We start from the raw sequence: 18,111 nt of genomic DNA, 5'->3' as shown, positions 1-18,111 counted from the left end.
GGGGTTCCTTACTTGGGGAGGGAATCGAGAGAGGGGCCGAGGATCCAGCTGGCGATCTCCCGGATCGCGCCGTCACCGCCGGGGAGCGTGGTGACCGCGCGTGCGGCGCCGCGTACGACGTCGTGAGCGCTCGCGACCGCCACGGGCCAGCCCACGAGGGCGAAGCACGGGAGGTCGTTGACGTCGTTGCCGACGTAGAGCACGCGCTCCGGCGCGATGCCCTGCTCCTCGCACCACTGCTTGAGGGCGAGGTCCTTGCGGTCGATGCCGTGCAGCACGGGGAGCCTCAGCTTCCGGGCGCGGGCGGCGACCACAGGGTTCTGCTCCGTGGACAGGATCAGCATCCGCAGGCCGCTCCTGCGCAGCGCGGCGATGCCGAGTCCGTCCCCGCGGTGCACGGAGACGAGTTCCCGTCCTTCGGAGTCGATCAGCACCCGGTCGTCGGTCTGGGTGCCGTCGAAGTCGAGTACGACCGCGTCGATGTCGTCGGCCGTGGGGAGTGCGCCGGGGCGGTCGGCGTCGAAGAGGGGGGCGAGGGCGCGGGCCCGCGCGAGGTCGTGCGGGTCGTCGATCTCCAGGACCCGCGCGGGGTCGGTGCGCACGAGTTCGGTGCGGCCGAAGAAGCGGTGCCCGTGCTCGCGGAAGCCGGCCGCGTCCATGGCGTAGGCGGTGCCGGTCTCCAGGAAGTCCTGCGGGCGGTCCTGGCGGCGCGGGCGGTACGACGCGTCGTGGTTCACCCCGACGCCGCCCCCGCCCCCGGTCCCGGCACCGCCCCCACCCGCGGCGTCGCTCCCGGCCTCGCGCCAGACGAAGCCGTGGAAGGGCGCCACGGTCACCGCGGTGTCCGCGCCGTTCTCCGCCACCGCGCCGGCCACCCCGTCCACGTCCTCGCGGACGATGAAGGGGCTGGTGCACTGCACGAGCAGGACCACGTCCACGGCCGCGCCGTGCAGCGCCTCGTGCGCGTCCATGGCGTGCCGCACGGCGGCCTCGGAGGTGGCGGTGTCCCCGGCGATGGCGGCCGGGCGGAGCACCACCTCGGCGCCGGCCGCGCGGGCCGCGGCGGCGATGGCCTGGTCGTCGGTGGAGACCACGACATCGGTCACCAGGCGGGCGGCGCGGCACTCGCGCACCGCGCGGACCACCAGCGGGACGCCGCCGACCGGGGCGAGGTTCTTCGCGGGCACGCCCTTGGAGCCGCCGCGGGCGGGGATCACCGCGAGCACCCGGCGCACCGTCGCGCCCTGGCTCGCTTCCGGGTGGGACATCCGATCTCCTTGAGAGGTCACAGCTCCCCCATCCGCCGGATCACCGGGGCGACCCGCTGGACGCCGTGCCGGTAGGCGCCGCGCGCGGCCCGGCGCACGATCTGGCGCACGGGTCCGGGGGCCTTGTCGGCGGTGGGCGCGCCGGGCAGCGGGGCGCCGTCGGGGCCGAGGTGATGGCGGGCGAGGATGCCGGGCAGATAGCCGGGCGCGGTCTCGGGGGTGTAGTAGGGGGCCAGGGGCGGCAGGCCGCCGGGGCGGTCGAGCAGCCTGGCGATGCGCTCGCGGGCCGTGTCGAAGGCGGTCTCGTACTCTCCGTCGGCCGCGACCCCCTGCCGGGCCACCCACTCCGCGTCCGGGGCGGGCCGGTGGCCGGCGTCGAGCTGGTCCCAGGAGGCGAGGCAGCCGGAGCCGGTGAAGTGGTGGTTGCCGAGCGCCTCGCGCACCCCGAGGTCGGTCAGTACGGCCGTCGGGATCCGGCGGTGCAGGGCCTCCAGGGCGGCCGTGGAGCTGATGGTGACCAGCAGGTCGGTGCGGTCGAGGACCTCGCCCATGTGGCCGTACACCAGGCGGAAGTTGCCGGGTACGTCCTTGCCCTGGACCAGTTTCTGGTAGGGCAGCTCCTCGATGTGGGTGGTGTGCTCGCCGGGCTTGGAGCGCAGTTTGAGCAGCACCTCACGCTCGGGGTGGGCGCGGGCGTGCCGGATGAGGCGGTCGAGGAGGTAGGCGCGGTCGCGGCGGTTGTCCGGGACGGACGGCTGGGCCGCGAACACCACGGTGCGGGGCTCGTGTTCACCGGTGTACGGCGCCCCGCCGAGGAAGGGCAGCGCGACCTCGGTGACCGCGGAGGCGTCCGCGCCGACCCCCTCGTACACGGCGCGGAACCGGTCCGCGTCGTGGCGGGAGTTGGCGAGGACCAGGTCCGCGCCGTGCCGCAGCAGCAGGCCGTCGGCGAGCTTCTCGTAGACGACGCCGACGTAGCCGGTGACGACGACGGGCCGCGGCCCGGTGCCCCACGCGTCGCGCAGCCCGTGCAGCATGGCCTGCACCCCGCCGCCGACGAGCGCCAGCACCAGCACGTCGTACGGCACTTGGCGCATCGTGTGCAGGAACTCGACGCCGGTGACCTCGCGGAGGGAGTCGGCCGGGACGCCGATCTCCTGGAGCTGGCGGGCGGTCGGGGTGGCTCGTCCGCGCAGGAGGTAGCCGTCGAGCCGGACCTCGGCAGCCGCCGGAGTGAGTCGCCGCGCGGTGAGCGCGCCCCACTTCCACCGGGTGTCGGAGTCCGCGAGGACGGCGACCCGCAGGGACTTCGTAGCACTTGCTGGCACGTCCAAGACGCTAGGAAGCGATTCCGCCGTTCCGCCCAACCGGAATGCAACAAACGGTTAACAGCACATCGCCGAATGAGGAATCGGCCCGCGTCCGGCCTTGAAAACAGCCCGGTTCACAGCTTCGCCACGTGCCATTCACCGGGTATCAAGCAAGGCGTCAAGACGAATGACGGGCATCCCACCTAACGTCCCTGACGTGGTCAAGCTCTCCGTCATCGTGCCGTTCTACAACGTGCAGTCATACGCGCCCGACACGCTCAGGAGCCTGCGGGCGAACGCGCGTGAGGACTTCGAATTCATTCTCGTCGACGACTGTTCCCGCGACGGAACACCCGCGATTCTCGCGCGCGCGGAGCGCGAGCTGCCCGGAGCGGTCCTCGTCCGGCACGAGCAGAACGGGGGTCTGGCGACCGCGCGCAACACCGGCATCGACCGGGCGCGCGGCGAGTATCTGACGTTCCTGGACGGCGACGACTGGCTCGCCCCCGGCTACTACTCCCAACTGGTCGAGGCCATCGAGGAGTTGGGGGTCGACTTCATCCGCACCGACCATGTGCAGTGCACCGCGCGGGCCCGCCAGGTGCAGCGCGTGCCGGTCGGCAGGCGCGGCCAGGCGCTCAGCCCGCGGGAGGCGATCCTGCCCGCGGACCGCTCCACCTCGGTGGACTACGCGTTCGCCTGGGCGGGCGCCTACCACCGCAGGCTGGTCGACAAGGGCCTGCTGCACTTCACCGACGGGCTGCGCACGGCCGAGGACCGGCCGTGGATCTGGAAACTGCACCGGGAGGCGGAATCCTTCGCCGCGGTGAGCCTGCTCGGCGTGTTCTACCGGCGCGGGGTCGCCTCCTCGCTCACCCAGATCGGCGATGTGCGCCAGCTCGATTTCATCCGCGCATTCGACCAGGTGATCGCGGAAACCGCGCAGGACCGGGACGCGGACGCGCTGCTGCCGAAGGCGGTGCGCACCTATTGCGCCATCATTTCCCATCATCTGGGATCCATCGAAAGGTTCGAGCCCGCGGTGGCGAAAAAGCTGAAATCCCTGAGTGCCGCCGCGCTGCGCCGCATGCCGCAGGACGTGCTGGACGACGCGCTGGACTCCATGGACCTCCTGCGCGCCACCAAGCTGCGCCGGCTGCGCCGCCGCCCCGCCACCGCGGGAGCCGCCGCGTGACCACCCAGATCTTCCAGGCGTCGACCCTGTACGGCATCGCCACCCTCGCCGCCGCCCTGGACTCCGGCTGCTTCGACCCCGCCGACCGGCGGATCCTGCTGGTCTGCAACAACGCGGCGACGCCCGAGACCACGCCGGGGCCGGACGAGATGCCCGGTTTCGAGCGGCTGCGCGACCGGTTCGACGAGGTGATCTCGTACAACGAGACGATCTTCCCCTTCCATCCGGGCGGCTGGGCCCCCCGCGTGGACGACATGCCGCTGTGGGAACGCTTCCTGCGCCACGAGTGGCGACTGGGCTCCGACGACGTGGCGTTGGCCGTCGAGTCGATCCAGGTCAACCCGGCACTGGCGCTCGGGCAGATCTTCAACGGCGCGCCGGTCACGGTCTACGCCGACGGACTGATGTCGTACGGCCCGACGCGCAACAAGATCGACCCGCTGGTCGGCACCCGCGTCGACCGGCTGCTCCACCTGGACCTGGTGCCGGGCCTCACCCCGCTGCTGCTGACCGAGTTCGGGGTGCCCGGCGAGCTGGTGCCGACCCCGGCCTTCACCAAGGTGCTCGCGGAACTCGCGTCGGCCGCCGGGGAGTTGCCCGAGGTGGCGGAGCCCGCGCTGCTGCTCGGGCAGTACCTGTCGGCGCTGGACATCCTCACCGCCGAGCAGGAGGAGGACCTGCATGTGCGGATGCTGAAGGGCGTGGCCGAACTGGGCCACACCACAGTCGTGTTCAAGCCGCACCCCACCGCCCCGGCCCGCTACACCCGCTCGCTGGAGCAGGCGGCGGAGCGGCTCGGCGTGGCGCTGACCGTCGTGGACACGCCCGTGCTCGCCGAGGTGCTGTACCAGCGGATGCGGCCCGCGCTGGTCGTGGGCTGCTTCTCCACGGCCCTGCTGACGGCCTCCGCGCTCTACGGTCTGCCGGTCGCCCGCGTGGGCACCGCCCTGCTGCTGGAGCGGCTGACGCCGTACGAGAACAGCAACCGGATCCCGGTCACCGTGGTGGACGCCCTGCTGCCCGATCTGGCGGACGCGGCCGCGGTCGCCGAGCGGCGTCCGGGCATGGACGTGGAGCGGCTGGGCGCGCTGGTGCGGGCGGTGGGCTTCGCGATGCAGCCGAAGATCCTGCCGGGGCTGCGCGCGGAGGCGGAGGCCTGGCTCGCGGCCGACTTCGGCCCGCGGACCTCGCGCTACTTCAAGCGCCGCCGGCTCACCTCACTGGCCCTGCCCGGCGGGATCCCCGCACAGCTGGCGTTCATCCCGCGCAACGCGACCGTGCGCAGGGTGGCGAAGAAGGCGCGCAGTCTGCGCAGAACGGTACGGAGCTGAGCCGATGACCTCGCCCTCCCCCGCCCTCGCCGACCTCCCGATACCCGCCCCGCGGGGGACCGGCGCGCCCGCGCCCACCGGGCGCTCCGGCCGCCTCCTCGCCCTCGACGGGCTGCGGCTGGTGGCCGCGCTGATGGTCTGCCTCTACCACTACGCCGGGCGCGGCGGCACGATCTCCGCCTCCTGGCACCAGAACCCGTCCGTGGTCTTCCCGACCCTGAGCCGGGCGGCCGTCTACGGCTGTCTGGGCGTGCAGCTGTTCTTCGTGATCAGCGGCTTCGTGATCTGCATGAGCAGCTGGGGCCGCACCCTGGGCGACTTCTTCCGCTCCCGCGTCTCCCGCCTCTACCCCGCCTACTGGGTCGCGCTGGTCCTGGTCAGCGCGGCGTCCCTGGTGCTGCCGGCCGTGGTGAAGCCGGTCCGCCTGGACGAGTTCCTGGTCAACCTGACGATGCTCCAGCAGCCGATGGGCGCGACACGGGTGCTCGGCGTGTGCTGGACGCTGTGGGCCGAGGTCCGCTTCTACGCGCTGTTCGCCCTGTTCGTGGTGGTGCGCGGGGTCAGCTACCGCCGCGTGGTCCTCTTCTGCTCCGTGTGGACCCTGGCCCTGGTGCTCTGCCGCACCACCGGCAACGCGCTGACCGACCAGGTCCTCATGCCCGAGTACGCGCCCTACTTCATCGGCGGCCTCGCCCTCTACCTGATCCACCGCTTCGGCAGCGACCTGCTGCTGTGGGGCATCGTCGCGGTGTCCTGGCTGCTCAGCCAGAGCGAGGCGACCCGCGGCCTGTGGCACCCCACCGGCCACTCCGGCCTGCACCGCGACCCCTACGTGGTGGTCCTGGTCGTCACCCTCTGCTTCGCCGTCGTCGCGGCGGTGGCCCTCGGCTGGACCCGCTGGGCCTCCTGGCACCGGCTGACCACGGCCGGCGCCCTGACGTACCCCTTCTACCTGGTCCACGAGCATCTGGGCTGGTTCGTCATCCGGGTCCTGCACCGGTTCCTCGGGCTGCCCTCGGAGGTGACCCTCGGGGCGACCGTCCTGATCATGCTGACCCTGGCCTGGCTCGTGCACCGCTTCGTGGAGAAACCGTTCGGCCCGCGACTGAGGCGGGCCCTGAAGACACGGAACCCGGCCGGGACTTAGAAGCCGCGCCCGCTCAGGGCGCCACCCCGTAGCGCGCCCCGATTCCCGCGATCACGACCGCCAGCCCTTCCTCGAACTGGCGGTCGTAGTCGTCGAAGAGGAATGCGCCGGCCGCCGCGGCGAGGGGATAGTCGGACATGCGGCGGGCGCGGTCGGCGATGTCGGTGCGGGCCTGCCCGTCGCCCGGTCCGGGGCGCATGCCCTGTTCCTCGGTGACGAAGCCGATGGTGTAGGCGTTGGCCGTGCGACCCGCGTCGACGGCCTGGGCGAGGGTCAGCCCGGCGCCCGTCAGCAGGCGGAGGTCCGCCTCCAGGGCGGGGGCGTGGTCGGTTCCGGTGAAGCGGGAGCCGCTGAAGACCTTGGCGCCGTCGCGGTAGCCGAGCAGCGCGGTGCGCAGACCGCGGTTGACCTTCAGCAGGCGTTCCCGCCAGGTGTCGGCGGGGTCGAGCGCGGTGCCGGCGACCATCCGCCGGTGCATCAGCGTCGCCATCTCGTCCAGCAGCGCCTGCTTGTCCTTGAAGTGCCAGTACAGGGCGGGCGCCTTGACGTCCAGCTCCTTCGCGATGGCACGCAGGGTCAGCCCGTCGAGGCCGACCTCGTTCAGCAGCCGCAGCGCCGTGTCGGCGACCCGCGCACGGTCCAGGGGCGATCGTCGTTCCGTACTCACACTTGACAGCTTAACAGCGTTAAGGGCACGCTCATGCCCAACGGAACTTAACGACGTTAAGGAGATGTGGCCATGGATACGACGGATGTCCTGATCGTGGGCGCGGGCCCGACCGGGCTCGCCCTCGGCATCGACCTCGCCCGGCGCGGGGTCGCGGCCCAGCTCGTGGAGCGCGCCGACGCCCTGTTTCCGGGCTCGCGCGGCAAGGGCATCCAGCCCCGCACCCAGGAGGTCTTCGACGACCTGGGCGTCATCGACGCGGTCCTCGCGGCGAGCGGTCCCTACCCGGACCGGATGGTGTGGCGGGACGGCCGGCGGGTCGGCGAGGAGTCGATGTTCGAACCGTTCGAGCCGGACGCGGGCACGCCGTACCCGGCGCCGCGGATGATCCCGCAGTGGCGCACCCAGGAGATCCTGTACGCGCGGCTCGCGGAACTGGGCGGCAAGGTCGCCTTCGGGCGCGAGGTCACGGGCCTGACGCAGGACGCGGAGGGCGTGGACGTGGTGTTCGCCGACGGTACGGCGGTCCGCGCGCGCTATGTCGTGGCGGCCGACGGCGGGCGCTCGGGGATCCGGCGCGCCCTCGGCGTCGGCATGACCGGAGAGAGCGTCGACCCGGCGCCGTTCGTGGTGGCGGACCTGCGGGTGCGGGGCCTGGACCGGGTGTACTGGCACGCCTTCCCGGCGGTGGACGGCAGCGTCCTCGGGCTCTGCCCGCTGGCCGGCACCGAGGAGTTCCAGCTGGCCGCGCGGCTGCCGGAGGGCTCGGAGCCGGACGTGAGCGCGGACGGCGTGCGCGAACTGGTCGCCCGGTACACCCACCTGGCCGCCGAGGACGTGACCGAGGTGCGCTGGGCCTCGGACTTCCGGCCGCGGGCGGCGCTCGCGGACCGGTTCCGGGTGGGCCGGGTCTTCCTCGCGGGGGACGCGGCGCATGTGCACTCGCCGGCCGGCGGGCAGGGCCTGAACACCAGCGTGCAGGACGCCTACAACCTCGGCTGGAAGCTGGACGCGGTCCTGCGGGGCGCCCCCGAGTCCCTGCTGGAGACGTACGAGGAGGAGCGGCGGGCGAACGCCGCGGCCATGCTGGAGCTGTCCACCGGCGTGCACCGCGGCGAGGTCCGGCGAGGCCGGGCCACCGTCCAACTCGGCGTCGGCTACCGGGAGTCGTCGCTCAGCGCCGAGACGCGGACCGGACCGGGGCCGGTACGCGCGGGCGACCGCGCACCGGACGCCGAGCTGCCCGGCGGACGCCTCTTCGACCTCCTCCGGGGCCCGCACTGGACCCTGCTGGGCGCCACCACCGCCCCGCGCACGGGCATCCGGACCCTGCCGTCGGCCCCCGCGCCCTACGGCCCCGGCGTCTTCCTGATCCGCCCGGACGGCTACGTCGGCTGGGCGGGCGAGACGGCGACGGAGGACCTGGCGGCCTACCTCGACGGCGTCGGCGTCCGCTGAACCCCGGCGCGCGGGGGCCGGTTCACGAGGCCGGGGACAGCTTCACCGCGAACCCGAGGAACAACGCGCCGGCCGCGGCGCGCCGGAACGGGCGTTCCCCGGCGGCGCCCGCCCCGCGGAGTCCCGGCCGGCGCTCTGCCGGGACCGGCCGACGGTTGCTCAGAAGGCGTCCGCCGGGACGTACGTCCCCCACACCTCCCGCAGTGCCCCGCACACCTCGCCCACCGTGGCCCGCGCCCGCAGCGCCTCCTTCATGGGGTAGAGGACGTTGTCCGCGCCCGCCGCGGCCTTCTTCAGGGCGGTCAGGGCCGTGTCGACCGCGCGCCGGTCGCGTCCGGCGCGCAGGGCGGCGAGCCGCTCGCACTGGCGGGCCTCGACGGCGGGATCCACCCGCAGCGGCTCGTACGGCTCCTCCTCGTCCAGCCGGAAGCGGTTGACGCCGACGACCACTCGCTCCCCGGAGTCGGTCTCCTGGGCGATGCGGTAGGCGTTGCGCTCGATCTCGGCCTTCTGGAAGCCCTGTTCGATCGCCGCCTCCGCACCGCCCAGCTCCTCGACCCGGTCCATCAGCGCGACGGCCGCCGCCTCCACGTCGTCGGTCATCCGCTCCACCGCGTACGACCCCGCGAAGGGGTCCACGGTCGCGGTCACGTCCGTCTCGTAGGCCAGCACCTGCTGGGTGCGCAGGGCGAGCCGCGCGGAGGCGGCGGTGGGCAGCGCGATCGCCTCGTCGAAGGAATTGGTGTGCAGGGACTGGGTGCCGCCGAGGACCGCGCCGAGGGCCTGGACGGCGACCCGGACCAGGTTCACCTGCGGCTGCTGCGCGGTGAGCTGGACCCCGGCGGTCTGCGTGTGGAAACGCAGCATCAGCGACTTGGCGTTCCTCGCGCCGAACTCCTCCCGCATCACCCGCGCCCAGATCCGGCGCGCGGCACGGAACTTGGCGACCTCCTCCAGAAGCGTCGTACGGGCCACGAAGAAGAAGGACAGGCGCGGCGCGAAGTCGTCCACGTCCATCCCGGCCGCCACCGCCGTGCGCACGTACTCGATGCCGTCGGCGAGCGTGAAGGCGATCTCCTGAACGGGCGACGCGCCCGCCTCGGCCATGTGGTAGCCGGAGATCGAGATCGTGTTCCATCCGGGGATCTCCGCGGTGCAGTACCGGAAGATGTCCGCCGTCAGCCGCAGCGAGGGCTTCGGCGGGAAGATGTAGGTGCCGCGGGCGATGTACTCCTTGAGCACATCGTTCTGGATCGTGCCGGTCAGCCGGCCGGCCGGGACGCCCTGTTCCTCCGCCACGAGCTGGTACAGGAGCAGCAGCAGGGCCGCCGGGGCGTTGATCGTCATGGACGTGGAGACCCGGTCCAGCGGGATGCCGTCGAACAGCACCCGCATGTCCTCGAGCGAGTCGATCGCCACGCCGACCTTGCCGACCTCGCCGTGCGCGAGGGGCGCGTCGGAGTCGTGGCCCATCTGGGTGGGCAGGTCGAAGGCGACGGACAGGCCGGTGGTGCCGTGGGCGATCAGCTCACGGTAGCGGGCGTTGGACTGCGCCGCCGTGCCGAAACCGGCGTACTGGCGCATCGTCCAGGGGCGGCCGGTGTACATGCTCGGGTAGACCCCGCGGGTGAAGGGGTACGACCCCGGTTCCCCGAGTTGCCCGGCCGGGTCCCAGCCGCTCAGCGCGTCCGGCCCGTAGACCGGCTCGATCGGCAGGCCCGACTCCGACTCACGCGCCATGACGCCTCCGCGGTACGCACCTTTGGTACCCCTCACCATGCCTCGTCGTTCGGCGGCGGTCACGCGGGGAAGCATCCGGGGATGAGGACCAGGGGCAGGACCCTCGCCGCGCTCACCGCGCTCGCCGCCCTCGCCGCGCTCTGCGGGTGCACCGTCCGGCCGCTGGGCGCCGACGGCCGGCCGCCGGGCGGGGACCCGCTGCCCGCCGGGTCGCCGGGGGTGCTGTGGCGGCCGGGCGACAGCGGACCGGGCGTACGGGAACTCCAGGCACGGCTGCGGCAACTGGACTGGCTGCTCGACGGTCCCACGGGGTCGTACGACGATCTCACCGAACGGGCCGTGCGGGGCTTCCAGGGCAAGCGCGGGCTGCCGGTCACCGGCGACACGGACGGCGTGACCTGGCGGCGGCTGGTGGCGATGACCCGTGCGCCGGGCCGGTGGGAGCTGTATCTGATGGGCGGCCAGCCCGCCGCCGCGCCCGATCCGCGCTGTCTGAGCGGCCGGGTGCTGTGCATCAGCGAGTCGAGCCGGACGCTGCGCTGGATGGTCGGCGGGCGGACCGTGTCCGAGATGGCCGTGCGCTTCGGCTCCCGCCACAGCCCGACCCGCGAGGGCGCCTTCCGCGTCTACTGGAAGTCCCGGCACCATGTCTCGACCCTGTACGACTCGCCGATGCCGTACGCGATGTTCTTCAGCGGCGGTCAGGCGGTGCACTACTCGTACGACTTCGCCGCGCGCGGCTATGCCGGGGGCTCGCACGGGTGCGTGAACGTACGGGACGAGGCGGCGATCGCGGGGGTGTTCGCCGAGGTGCGCGTGGGCGACAGGGTCGTCGTGTACCGGTGATCCGGCGGACGGCCGAGCGGCCGGGCATGTGGGGCGCGGGCGGGACCGGGGGAACATGTCCCGCCCGCGCCATGTGCACGAGCCGCGGGTACGGGGGGAACCCCGGCTCAGTGCTACGGCCGATGACCAGTCGGCTCACTCAGTACTGCGTCGGGGGAGCCGAAAGTGTCACACCCTGCGCGGAAAAACTTTCGCGAGCTCTGAAAATGGCAGGTCAGAGAGGTGCAGGCGATCGAAATCGATCAGCGGGCGGGGGCGTGTACGGTGCGACCCGGCCGCGGGTCGCCGGAGCTCGCGGAGCCACCGTGACCGTGCGGGGCGTGCGCCGGCTCGTGCGCCGAGTTGCGTTTCGGGTGGTGCGCCGGGCCGGGTTTCGGCGCCGGCGCGGCGGGACCGCGGTGCCGGATGCGCACCTTGCCGAGGGGGTCGCCGCCGGGCCGCGGGCCCGCGCCGTGTCCCCGGCCGGGGTGGCTTTCGTCGTCACCGCCCCGGCCGCCGCCCTGGCCGCCGCGGCCCTGGCCCTGGCCCGGTTCCGAGCCCCGGCCGCCGTGGTCGCGGCCCTTGCCCCGAGCGGGGTTGCCGGCGATCTGGTCGCCGGCGGCCAGGATGAGCTTGCAGTACTGGGCGAGCCGGGCCGAGCCGCCCGCGAGGTTCTCCAGGGCGCGTCTGCGGTCGGCGTTCAGCCCGGTGCCGGAGCGCAGCTCACGGCAGGCGGTGACGGCACCGTCCGAACGTCCGCCGCCCGGCGGGGAAGAGGAGCCGGAGCCGGATTCCGTACCCGTACCCGTACGGCCGTCCGCCGTACCGGCGCGGTCCGAACCGCCGGAGCCGTCGGACGGGCCGGAGTCCGCGCCGCCGCCGATGCCGCCGGACGCCCGCGGTGTGGCCGGGGCGGACGGCCGGCCGGAGGCGTCCGCGGTGGCGGTGACCGCGGGGCCGGGCTTCTCCACGTCGAACGGCGTGGGCAGCACCCCGCTGCCGGCGGCCACGGCGACCCCGCCGAGCGTCCCGGCGGCCACCACGGCGGCCAGCGCGAGCCGCACCGGACGGCCCCAGCGGGGGCGTCGGGCAGCGGCTCCGGTCCGGGTCGGAGCGCCGATGCGGATCAGGCCCGCGTCATGGCCGCGGGTGCCCGCGCGCGCGTCCGTACGGGTACGGCGGCCGGGGCCGCTCGCGGCGAGCGCGGCGGTGCGCTCGTCCGCCGCGGCCTCGCGGGCCTTGCGGAACGCGGCCAGGGCGGCCTGCTCGCCGGGGAGTTCACCGGTGGCCGGGGCCGCCTCCGCGGCCAGCGCGCCGAGCACCCGCGCCAGGCGTTCCGCCTGGTCACGGGCGCTGGGGTCGACGGCTTCCAGGGGCTCCCCGTGCAACAGGCGTTCCGCCGTCCTCGGGTTGAGCCACTTGTCCTGCTCGTCGGCCATCACATGTCCTTCTGCGTCCGCGCGCGCGTATGCGTCACAGTTGCGGACGTCACCGCGCGTGTACGCGGTTCTCGCTCGAGGTCCTGCCGGGCCGCTCGCCGCGAGGCCGGCCGGGGTGTCTGCTCGGGGTCCCGCTGGGGTGGCAGCGCGTCCAGGACGCCGGCCGTCTCCGGGTCGTCGCCGAGCAGTTCGGCGAGCCGTTTCAGGCCGCGGTGCGCGGCGGTGCGGACGGCGCCGGCGCGTTTGCCGAGGGTCTCGGCGGCGGTCTTGGCGTCGAGGCCGACGACCACGCGCAGGACGACCGCCTCGGCCTGGTCCTGCGGGAGCCGGGCGATCAGGGAAAGGGTCCTGCCGGTGGTGAGCGCCTCGATGGCCTCGCCGGCGGTGTCGGACTCGGCGGCGCGGCCGGCCAGCTCGGTCTCGTCGCCGCCGATCGCGGGGCGGCGGCCGCGCATCCGGATGTGGTCCAGGGCACGGTTGCGGGCGATCCGGGCGGCCCAGCCGCGGAACCGGTCGGCGTCGCCGCTGAACCGGTCGAGGTCGCGGGCGATCTGCAGCCATGCCTCGGAGGCCACGTCCTCGGCATCGGGGTCGCCGACGAGCGTGCGCACGTATCCGAGCAGCCGTGGATGCACGGCGCGGTACACCGCACGGAACGCGCTCTCGTCTCCGTCCTGTGCCGCACGCACCGCGGCGGTCAGCTCCGCGTCGTCCCCCAGCACCGCACTCCCTTTACGCCTGTCCTCTGGTCGGCGCGAATGGCACGTTACGGCGTGAAACCTCACTCCGTCCACGTCTGTAGAAGATGCAACTAACTCGTGACCGGGTACGGGTAAGCGCAGGGTGAGGACGGAACAGGCCGCGGGTGTGACAGAAAACGCTCCCACGGCGCTGTAGAGAGTACGGGTCGCCCAACGGCCCTCAGAGCGACGGCCGGGGCCTCTCCTGTGGGGGGTGGCGGCTCCGGCCGTCGCCCTCATATCACGGCCCCGACCTGCGGCTTCGCCGGATGTCTTCCGCCCGCGTGACCAGTCGCGCGGCCAAGGACGACGCCTCCTACGACCAATTCAAGATTCCTCCATAAATGCTGCTCCGTCACCGATAAACCGCGTGGTCGGCGCGAGTCATCACCCCAGCGCGTCAGGGCCCTGGGTCGTCGCGTCCCGTGTCAGCGTGCGGGCCAGGTGCCGGAGGCCGCGGTGGGTGGCGGTGCGGACGGCGCCGGGGCGTTTGCCGAGGACGCGGGCGGCGGCCGGGGCGTCGAGGCCGACGATCACGCGCAGCAGCACGGCCTCCGCCTGGTCCCGCGGCAGGGAGCGCACCAGTTCGAGGGCGCGCGCCGTGGACAGCGACTCCAGCGCCTGGTCGTGGGTGCCGTGCGGGGCCGCACGGTCCAGCGCGTCCTGGTCGAGCGCGGTGGTACGGGGCCGGGCCCGGCGGCGGCGCAGATGGTCCAGGGCGCGATGGCGGGCGATGGTCGCGGTCCAGCCGCGAAAGCCCGCGCCGTCGCCGCTGAACCGGCCGAGGTCGCGCGCTATCTCCAGCCAGGCGTCGGCGGCCACGTCCTCCGCGTCGTCGCCGACCAGACCGCGCAGATAGCCGAGGAGACCGGGCTGCACGATCCGGTAGGCCAGCGCGAAGGCGCCCTCGTCGCCGCCCTGCGCCCGCGCGACGGCGGCGCCCAGCTCCGCGTCCCGCGGCCGCCGGCTGCGGGACTGCCCTCCCTGGCCCAAGACCGTCCTCGTCGTGCCGCGTTCATGGCCACCGCGTGGCGCGTCCCGCACGGTGCGACACGCTCCGGCCGTGTCGGTCGCCTCCACGGTCATCAGCGTCCACGCTGACGGAAGTGTCACAGCGGACGGCCCGTCAAAGGCCCCCGGCCCGTTCAGGCGTCCGCCGTCGCGTCCCGGCACAGCAGGCGCAGCGAGCCATGGCCCAGGAAGCAGCGCCGGGCCTCCTCGACGGGGTCCCAGAGCCGGCCGTCGGGGGTGCGCACCCAGTGCTCGCCGCCGGTCGCCCACCACTCGGCGCCGGTGCGGCGGACGACCACCTCACCGGCGTAGGCGCCGAAGCCGCGCAGCACGGTCGCGACCGCCTCGATGGGCGCTCCCTCGCGCCGTATCTCCTCGATCACCCGGTCCACGCGCCACAGGCTCTGCGCCGAGTAGTCGAGCCGGACCCGCGCGCCCTCGCGCATCGCGGCCACCGCGTCCGCCGCCCAGCGCACGGGCTTCGCGGCGGCGTGCGGCCTGGTGTCCCGCGGGGCACTCGCCACAGCGGTCGCGGTCGCGGCGGTCGGTGCACAGGTCGTCGTACCGGCGTTCAGATGGGTGTTCGCATGAGCGTTCAGATGGGCGTTCACATAAGGGAAAGCGAACGGGGCGGAGCTTTCGTCACCCGCTGAGGAAGCGTTTCACCAACCGTCGCAGGACCACCCCACCGCCCCCGCACGACCGGCACAGGACTCGCCCACCCGGCGGGTTTGCCGCCGTCCCGGCCCTCACGTCCCGCTTCGCTCCGCGCTTCCCCGCGCCCGCCGCGACACCACCGCGCGCAGCACCCGGCGCCCCTCGCCCGACACGTCCAGGGCACGGCGCAGTCCCTGCTTGCCGTGGCCTTCGAGGAGTTCCAGCACGGTGATCTGGCGGCGCAGCTCGGCGGCGACGAGCGGCGGATCCTCCGCTGCGGCGGATTCCGGGGCGCCCTCGGTCGCGGGGTCGAGCAGCCGGTGGACGCGCAGGGAGACCGCGGAGCAGGACTCGGCCCAGGGCCGTACGGCCTCGGCGGTGCGCTCCGCCGGGGCCGTGTCGAGCATGTGGGTGACGAGCCGCACCGCCTCCCCGTGCGCGCCCCCGCCCTCCCCCGCCTCCTCTTCCGTTCCGAGCCCGAGGAGCGCGTCCCGCGCCTTCTCCAGCGAGTCGCCCCAGTCCGACCCGTCGGCGAGGCTCCCCCACAGCGGGCGCAGCAGTTCCCCGTCGCCGTCGAGCAACGGCAGGCACCGATCCAAACAGGCCAACCCACTGGCGGCCAGCCCCCGCTCGTCGGCCCGCGCGATCCGTTCCCCAAGGCTCATGAAAGCCTCCCTGATCTGGGCGCCGACCGGTACGGAGCCCGCACTTCCCCTTACTGCGTGCTACCGGACGGAAGTGTCACAGTGGCCGAGTTTCAGCCAAAGGCGGGCAGGGCACCGGGACCGGCCAGGCTCCTGCGCCGCTGCATCCGGGTCAGGTGTACGACGACCCGCACGGCGAGGATCGCGGCCGCGGCGTCCAGCGCGTCGGAGAACAGCATCAGCCGGGCGGCACCGGCGAGTTCGCCGGTGCCATGGGCGTCGCCGTACTGCCGGCCGGCGGCCCGGCTCACGAGGAGGCTGAGGATCCACAGCGTCCACCAGGCGTTGACCGGGGTGTTCCGGACGCGGGTGCCCGGCGGGACACTGGCCGTCCAGGTGTCCAGGACGACCCGGCGCGGGAACCACAGGTTCACGATCGGCACGAACCAGCCCGCGACGGCCCAGCCGCGCTTCATGCGGTGCCCGTGCGGCGCGAAGACACCGGCGTTCCGCCGCACCCGCCACAGCCAGCAGAGGTAGACCACGGCCGCGGCCACCAGGGTGGCCCCCTGCGTGATGCTCGCCGCGTCGTAGAGCGTGTCGGCACGGTGGGCCCGGCGGAGCAGGCCCTCGCCGACGCCGCCGCCGAGGAGTCCCGGGCGGCGCTCGCCTCCAGCTGGTCCGCGACGCAGGCGAACAGGTCGGCGGCGGCGACCAGCCCCAGCAGGAGGGCCGCGGCCAGGCCGAGCCCGGCGGGCGAGCGCAGCCGGTGGCCGGGCTCGGGCACGAAGGGCGGTGCGGGCGTGGGTGCGGCCTTGGTCGAGCTCCCCCGAGGTGAAGACGGCGACCGGCGGACCGCGTGCGATCCGCCGGAGAGGTGAACGACGGAAGATACGACCGAAGATCACTCCGCGTCCACAGGGTTCGCACAGCGCCACCCGCCCCCGGCGCCGCCGCCCCCTCAACCCAGCCGGTCCGCCAGGGACGTGAAGTCCGCCCAGGACAGGGCGGGTGTGCCCGGATCCCACAGCTTCTGGACGGTGGCCCGCAGCGGCATCCGGATACCGGCCGCCACCTGCTCCGGCGTCTGCGCGTGCGGGAAGTCGCCCCACACGGCGAAGCTGCCGCCGAGGATCTGTTCGTCGTACTTCGCCGGGACGGCGGTGGTGCCGCGCACCACCCGCGGGTTCCACTGCTCGTAGATCCGCCGCCCGGTCGGGTAGACGAAGGTCTGCGGCTGGCCGAGGACGTAGTAGAGGAACTCGTCGTTGTAGTTGATCAGCTCGCGGCCGGCGCTCAGATAGTCCTGCGGGAGCCGGGCGCCGATCTCCTTGCCGGTCCAGTAGGCGACCTGGAGATCGCCCGCGGGGCGTACGGCGGTGGCGCTGCGGTAGAAGCCGTCGTTCCAGGCGCGCAGGGTCTTGCCGTGGGCGCGGACGGTGGCGGCGCGGTCGTTCAGCCACTGGGTGGTGAGGTCGGCGATGTCGCCGTTCGCGCCGAACTTCTGCCGAGCGGCCGCGGCCAGCTGCGGGTAGGCGGTCTGCGGATCGGAGGCCATCAGCGCCTGGTACTCGTCGCCGCCGAGGTTCCACTGCCTGCCGGGGAACAGCCCCGCGTACTCGTCGAGCAGGTCGTCGATCAGCTTGGCCGAGGCCGGCTTGGAGATGTCGATCGCGCCCTTGGTCACCACCCCGTTGCCGTTGCGCAGCCGGAGGTCGGGGTGGGCGGCGAGGACCGCGCCCAGGTGGCCGGGCGAGTCGAGTTCCGGCACGACGGTGATGTGCCGGCTGTCCGCGAGGTCCACGATCCGCTTGACCTGCGCCTTGGTGAGGTGGTCCGGGGAGACGATCTCCGGGTGGGTGCTGGACTCGATCCGGAAGGCCTGGTCGTCGGAGAAGTGCAGCCCCAGCTCGTTGTACTTCAGGTCCCCCAGCTCCCGTATCCGGTCCTCTATCCAGGACTCGGTGTACGGCTTGCGCGCGATGTCCAGCATGAACCCGCGCACCGGCTTGGCCGGTTCGTCGTGGACGACGCCCTCCGGTGCGGTACCGCCGCCGTGGACCTCCTGCTTCAGGGTCCGGGTGCCGTAGAAGACGCCCGCCTGGCCCGGTCCGCTGATGTCCACCCGGCCGCCCCGGACGGTCATGGTGTACGACTCCTGATCGCCGCCTCCGCCCCCCAGGGACAGCCGCAGGTCGCCCGCCCGGCTGTCGTCCTTCCGGCCCGCGTAGCTCATCCCCAGCTCGCCGGCTATCAGCCTGCCCTCGTCGGCGAGACCCGCGTCGCCGATCACCACGCGGTCACCGGGCCGCGGGCGCCAGCCGGGCCCGCGCGCCGGGGTGTGGGAGCGCACCGCCGGGATCGTCCGCGGCGCCTCGGACATCGGGTACGACCGGGTGGGCGAGGGACTCGTCTCGGCGACGGTCGCCTGGCCGCCGGAGCCCTGGTGGCCGCCACCGCCGCCCGACGAGACCCACACGCCGATGCCCGTGCCGAGCGCGACGGCTCCGGCCACCGCCGCGGCCACCGCCGTCCGCTTCCGCTTCACCTGTCGCGCCGACGCCCGGCGCCTGTGCTGGCTCACCCGGCCAACGTACGACCGCCCACCGCTCGAACGGTCACTCGAAGGTTCGCAAACTCTCCCGTCCGGGTGAATTTCAGCCAGCACGCGGACACAGA

Annotated in this window: 16 protein-coding genes; 5 read left to right on the top strand and 11 right to left on the bottom strand. The window is 73.6% G+C overall.

The annotated features are described in order from the left end of the window. Positions 1–8 precede the first annotated feature (8 nt). Positions 9–1,268, bottom strand: coding sequence for a cytidylyltransferase domain-containing protein (locus ACZ7EC_RS17720; RefSeq protein ID WP_471063435.1), 1,260 nt, complete (start codon positions 1,266–1,268; stop codon positions 9–11). Between the two features lie 17 nt (positions 1,269–1,285). Then, the gene (locus ACZ7EC_RS17715) at positions 1,286–2,596 is read right to left on the bottom strand and encodes a DUF6716 putative glycosyltransferase (protein ID WP_471063432.1); all 1,311 of its coding nucleotides are present in this window, start codon (positions 2,594–2,596) and stop codon (positions 1,286–1,288) included. A 199-nt stretch (positions 2,597–2,795) separates the two neighbouring features. Between ACZ7EC_RS17715 and ACZ7EC_RS17710 the strand changes: the two genes are divergently transcribed. The 3 genes from ACZ7EC_RS17710 to ACZ7EC_RS17700 are packed head-to-tail and all read left to right on the top strand — an operon-like array spanning position 2,796 to position 6,251. After that, positions 2,796–3,773 carry a glycosyltransferase family 2 protein gene (locus ACZ7EC_RS17710; protein ID WP_471063430.1) on the top strand — a complete coding sequence of 326 codons (978 nt, stop codon included), beginning with the start codon at positions 2,796–2,798 and terminating at the stop codon, positions 3,771–3,773. Continuing rightward, positions 3,770–5,104, top strand: coding sequence for a polysialyltransferase family glycosyltransferase (locus tag ACZ7EC_RS17705; RefSeq protein ID WP_471063429.1), 1,335 nt, complete (start codon positions 3,770–3,772; stop codon positions 5,102–5,104). The genes ACZ7EC_RS17710 and ACZ7EC_RS17705 overlap by 4 nt, the downstream gene beginning before the upstream one ends. 4 nt (positions 5,105–5,108) lie before the next feature. After that, on the top strand, positions 5,109–6,251 hold the full coding sequence (locus tag ACZ7EC_RS17700; protein WP_471063427.1) for an acyltransferase family protein: 1,143 nt from the start codon (positions 5,109–5,111) through the stop codon (positions 6,249–6,251). Between the two features lie 13 nt (positions 6,252–6,264). Here ACZ7EC_RS17700 and ACZ7EC_RS17695 read toward each other — a convergent pair whose 3' ends face one another. Then, positions 6,265–6,918 (bottom strand): TetR/AcrR family transcriptional regulator C-terminal domain-containing protein, encoded by a 654-nt coding sequence (locus ACZ7EC_RS17695; RefSeq protein WP_471063425.1) that lies wholly within the window; start codon positions 6,916–6,918, stop codon positions 6,265–6,267. 72 nt (positions 6,919–6,990) lie between these two features. On the opposite strand from ACZ7EC_RS17695, the gene ACZ7EC_RS17690 reads away from it, so the two are divergent. Further along, on the top strand, positions 6,991–8,376 hold the full coding sequence (locus ACZ7EC_RS17690; protein WP_471063423.1) for an FAD-dependent monooxygenase: 1,386 nt from the start codon (positions 6,991–6,993) through the stop codon (positions 8,374–8,376). A 159-nt stretch (positions 8,377–8,535) separates the two neighbouring features. On the opposite strand, the gene ACZ7EC_RS17685 is transcribed toward ACZ7EC_RS17690, so the two are convergent. Continuing rightward, complete coding sequence (locus ACZ7EC_RS17685) at positions 8,536–10,116, bottom strand: acyl-CoA mutase large subunit family protein (protein ID WP_471063421.1); 1,581 nt, start codon at positions 10,114–10,116, stop codon at positions 8,536–8,538. An 81-nt stretch (positions 10,117–10,197) separates the two neighbouring features. Between ACZ7EC_RS17685 and ACZ7EC_RS17680 the strand changes: the two genes are divergently transcribed. Further along, a complete protein-coding gene (locus ACZ7EC_RS17680) occupies positions 10,198–10,962 on the top strand; it encodes a L,D-transpeptidase family protein (protein ID WP_471063418.1) in 765 nt (254 codons plus the stop codon). Between the two features lie 242 nt (positions 10,963–11,204). Here the strand turns inward: ACZ7EC_RS17680 and ACZ7EC_RS17675 are convergent, their stop codons facing one another. The 7 genes from ACZ7EC_RS17675 to ACZ7EC_RS17645 form a co-directional block, all read right to left on the bottom strand. Continuing rightward, positions 11,205–12,380: a serine/threonine-protein kinase gene (locus ACZ7EC_RS17675; RefSeq protein WP_471063416.1), complete on the bottom strand. Its 1,176-nt coding sequence runs from the start codon at positions 12,378–12,380 to the stop codon at positions 11,205–11,207. Continuing rightward, complete coding sequence (locus ACZ7EC_RS17670) at positions 12,380–13,102, bottom strand: RNA polymerase sigma factor (RefSeq protein WP_471063414.1); 723 nt, start codon at positions 13,100–13,102, stop codon at positions 12,380–12,382. Before ACZ7EC_RS17670 ends, ACZ7EC_RS17675 begins: the two co-directional genes overlap by 1 nt. Positions 13,103–13,507: 405 nt before the next feature. After that, positions 13,508–14,113, bottom strand: a complete 606-nt coding sequence (locus ACZ7EC_RS17665; protein WP_471063412.1) for an RNA polymerase sigma factor — start codon at positions 14,111–14,113, stop codon at positions 13,508–13,510. Between the two features lie 152 nt (positions 14,114–14,265). Next, entirely contained in the window at positions 14,266–14,655 is a 390-nt protein-coding gene (locus tag ACZ7EC_RS17660; protein WP_471063636.1) for a hypothetical protein, read from the bottom strand. A 225-nt stretch (positions 14,656–14,880) separates the two neighbouring features. Then, positions 14,881–15,453: a hypothetical protein gene (locus tag ACZ7EC_RS17655; RefSeq protein ID WP_471063410.1), complete on the bottom strand. Its 573-nt coding sequence runs from the start codon at positions 15,451–15,453 to the stop codon at positions 14,881–14,883. A gap of 92 nt (positions 15,454–15,545) precedes the next feature. Further along, positions 15,546–15,989: a DUF4328 domain-containing protein gene (locus tag ACZ7EC_RS17650; RefSeq protein WP_471063408.1), complete on the bottom strand. Its 444-nt coding sequence runs from the start codon at positions 15,987–15,989 to the stop codon at positions 15,546–15,548. A 404-nt stretch (positions 15,990–16,393) separates the two neighbouring features. Continuing rightward, on the bottom strand, positions 16,394–18,016 hold the full coding sequence (locus ACZ7EC_RS17645) for a beta-N-acetylhexosaminidase (RefSeq protein WP_471063406.1): 1,623 nt from the start codon (positions 18,014–18,016) through the stop codon (positions 16,394–16,396). Positions 18,017–18,111: the final 95 nt, after the last annotated feature.

The sequence above is a fragment of the Streptomyces sp. NPDC037203 genome (genome assembly GCF_055605065.1).
The sequence above is the reverse complement of the archived record's forward strand: the minus strand, read 5'-3'. Positions and strand labels throughout refer to the sequence as shown.

What these genes read in the sequence shown, in the direction of transcription:
- ACZ7EC_RS17700 (WP_471063427.1), top strand. Translation starts at nt 5,109, where the DNA reads ATGACCTCGCCCTCCCCCGCCCTCGCCGACCTCCCGATACCCGCCCCG.
- ACZ7EC_RS17690 (WP_471063423.1), top strand. Translation starts at nt 6,991, where the DNA reads ATGGATACGACGGATGTCCTGATCGTGGGCGCGGGCCCGACCGGGCTC.
- ACZ7EC_RS17685 (WP_471063421.1), bottom strand. Translation starts at nt 10,116, where the DNA reads ATGGCGCGTGAGTCGGAGTCGGGCCTGCCGATCGAGCCGGTCTACGGG.
- ACZ7EC_RS17675 (WP_471063416.1), bottom strand. Translation starts at nt 12,380, where the DNA reads ATGGCCGACGAGCAGGACAAGTGGCTCAACCCGAGGACGGCGGAACGC.
- ACZ7EC_RS17720 (WP_471063435.1), bottom strand. Translation starts at nt 1,268, where the DNA reads ATGTCCCACCCGGAAGCGAGCCAGGGCGCGACGGTGCGCCGGGTGCTC.
- ACZ7EC_RS17655 (WP_471063410.1), bottom strand. Translation starts at nt 15,453, where the DNA reads ATGAGCCTTGGGGAACGGATCGCGCGGGCCGACGAGCGGGGGCTGGCC.
- ACZ7EC_RS17680 (WP_471063418.1), top strand. Translation starts at nt 10,198, where the DNA reads ATGAGGACCAGGGGCAGGACCCTCGCCGCGCTCACCGCGCTCGCCGCC.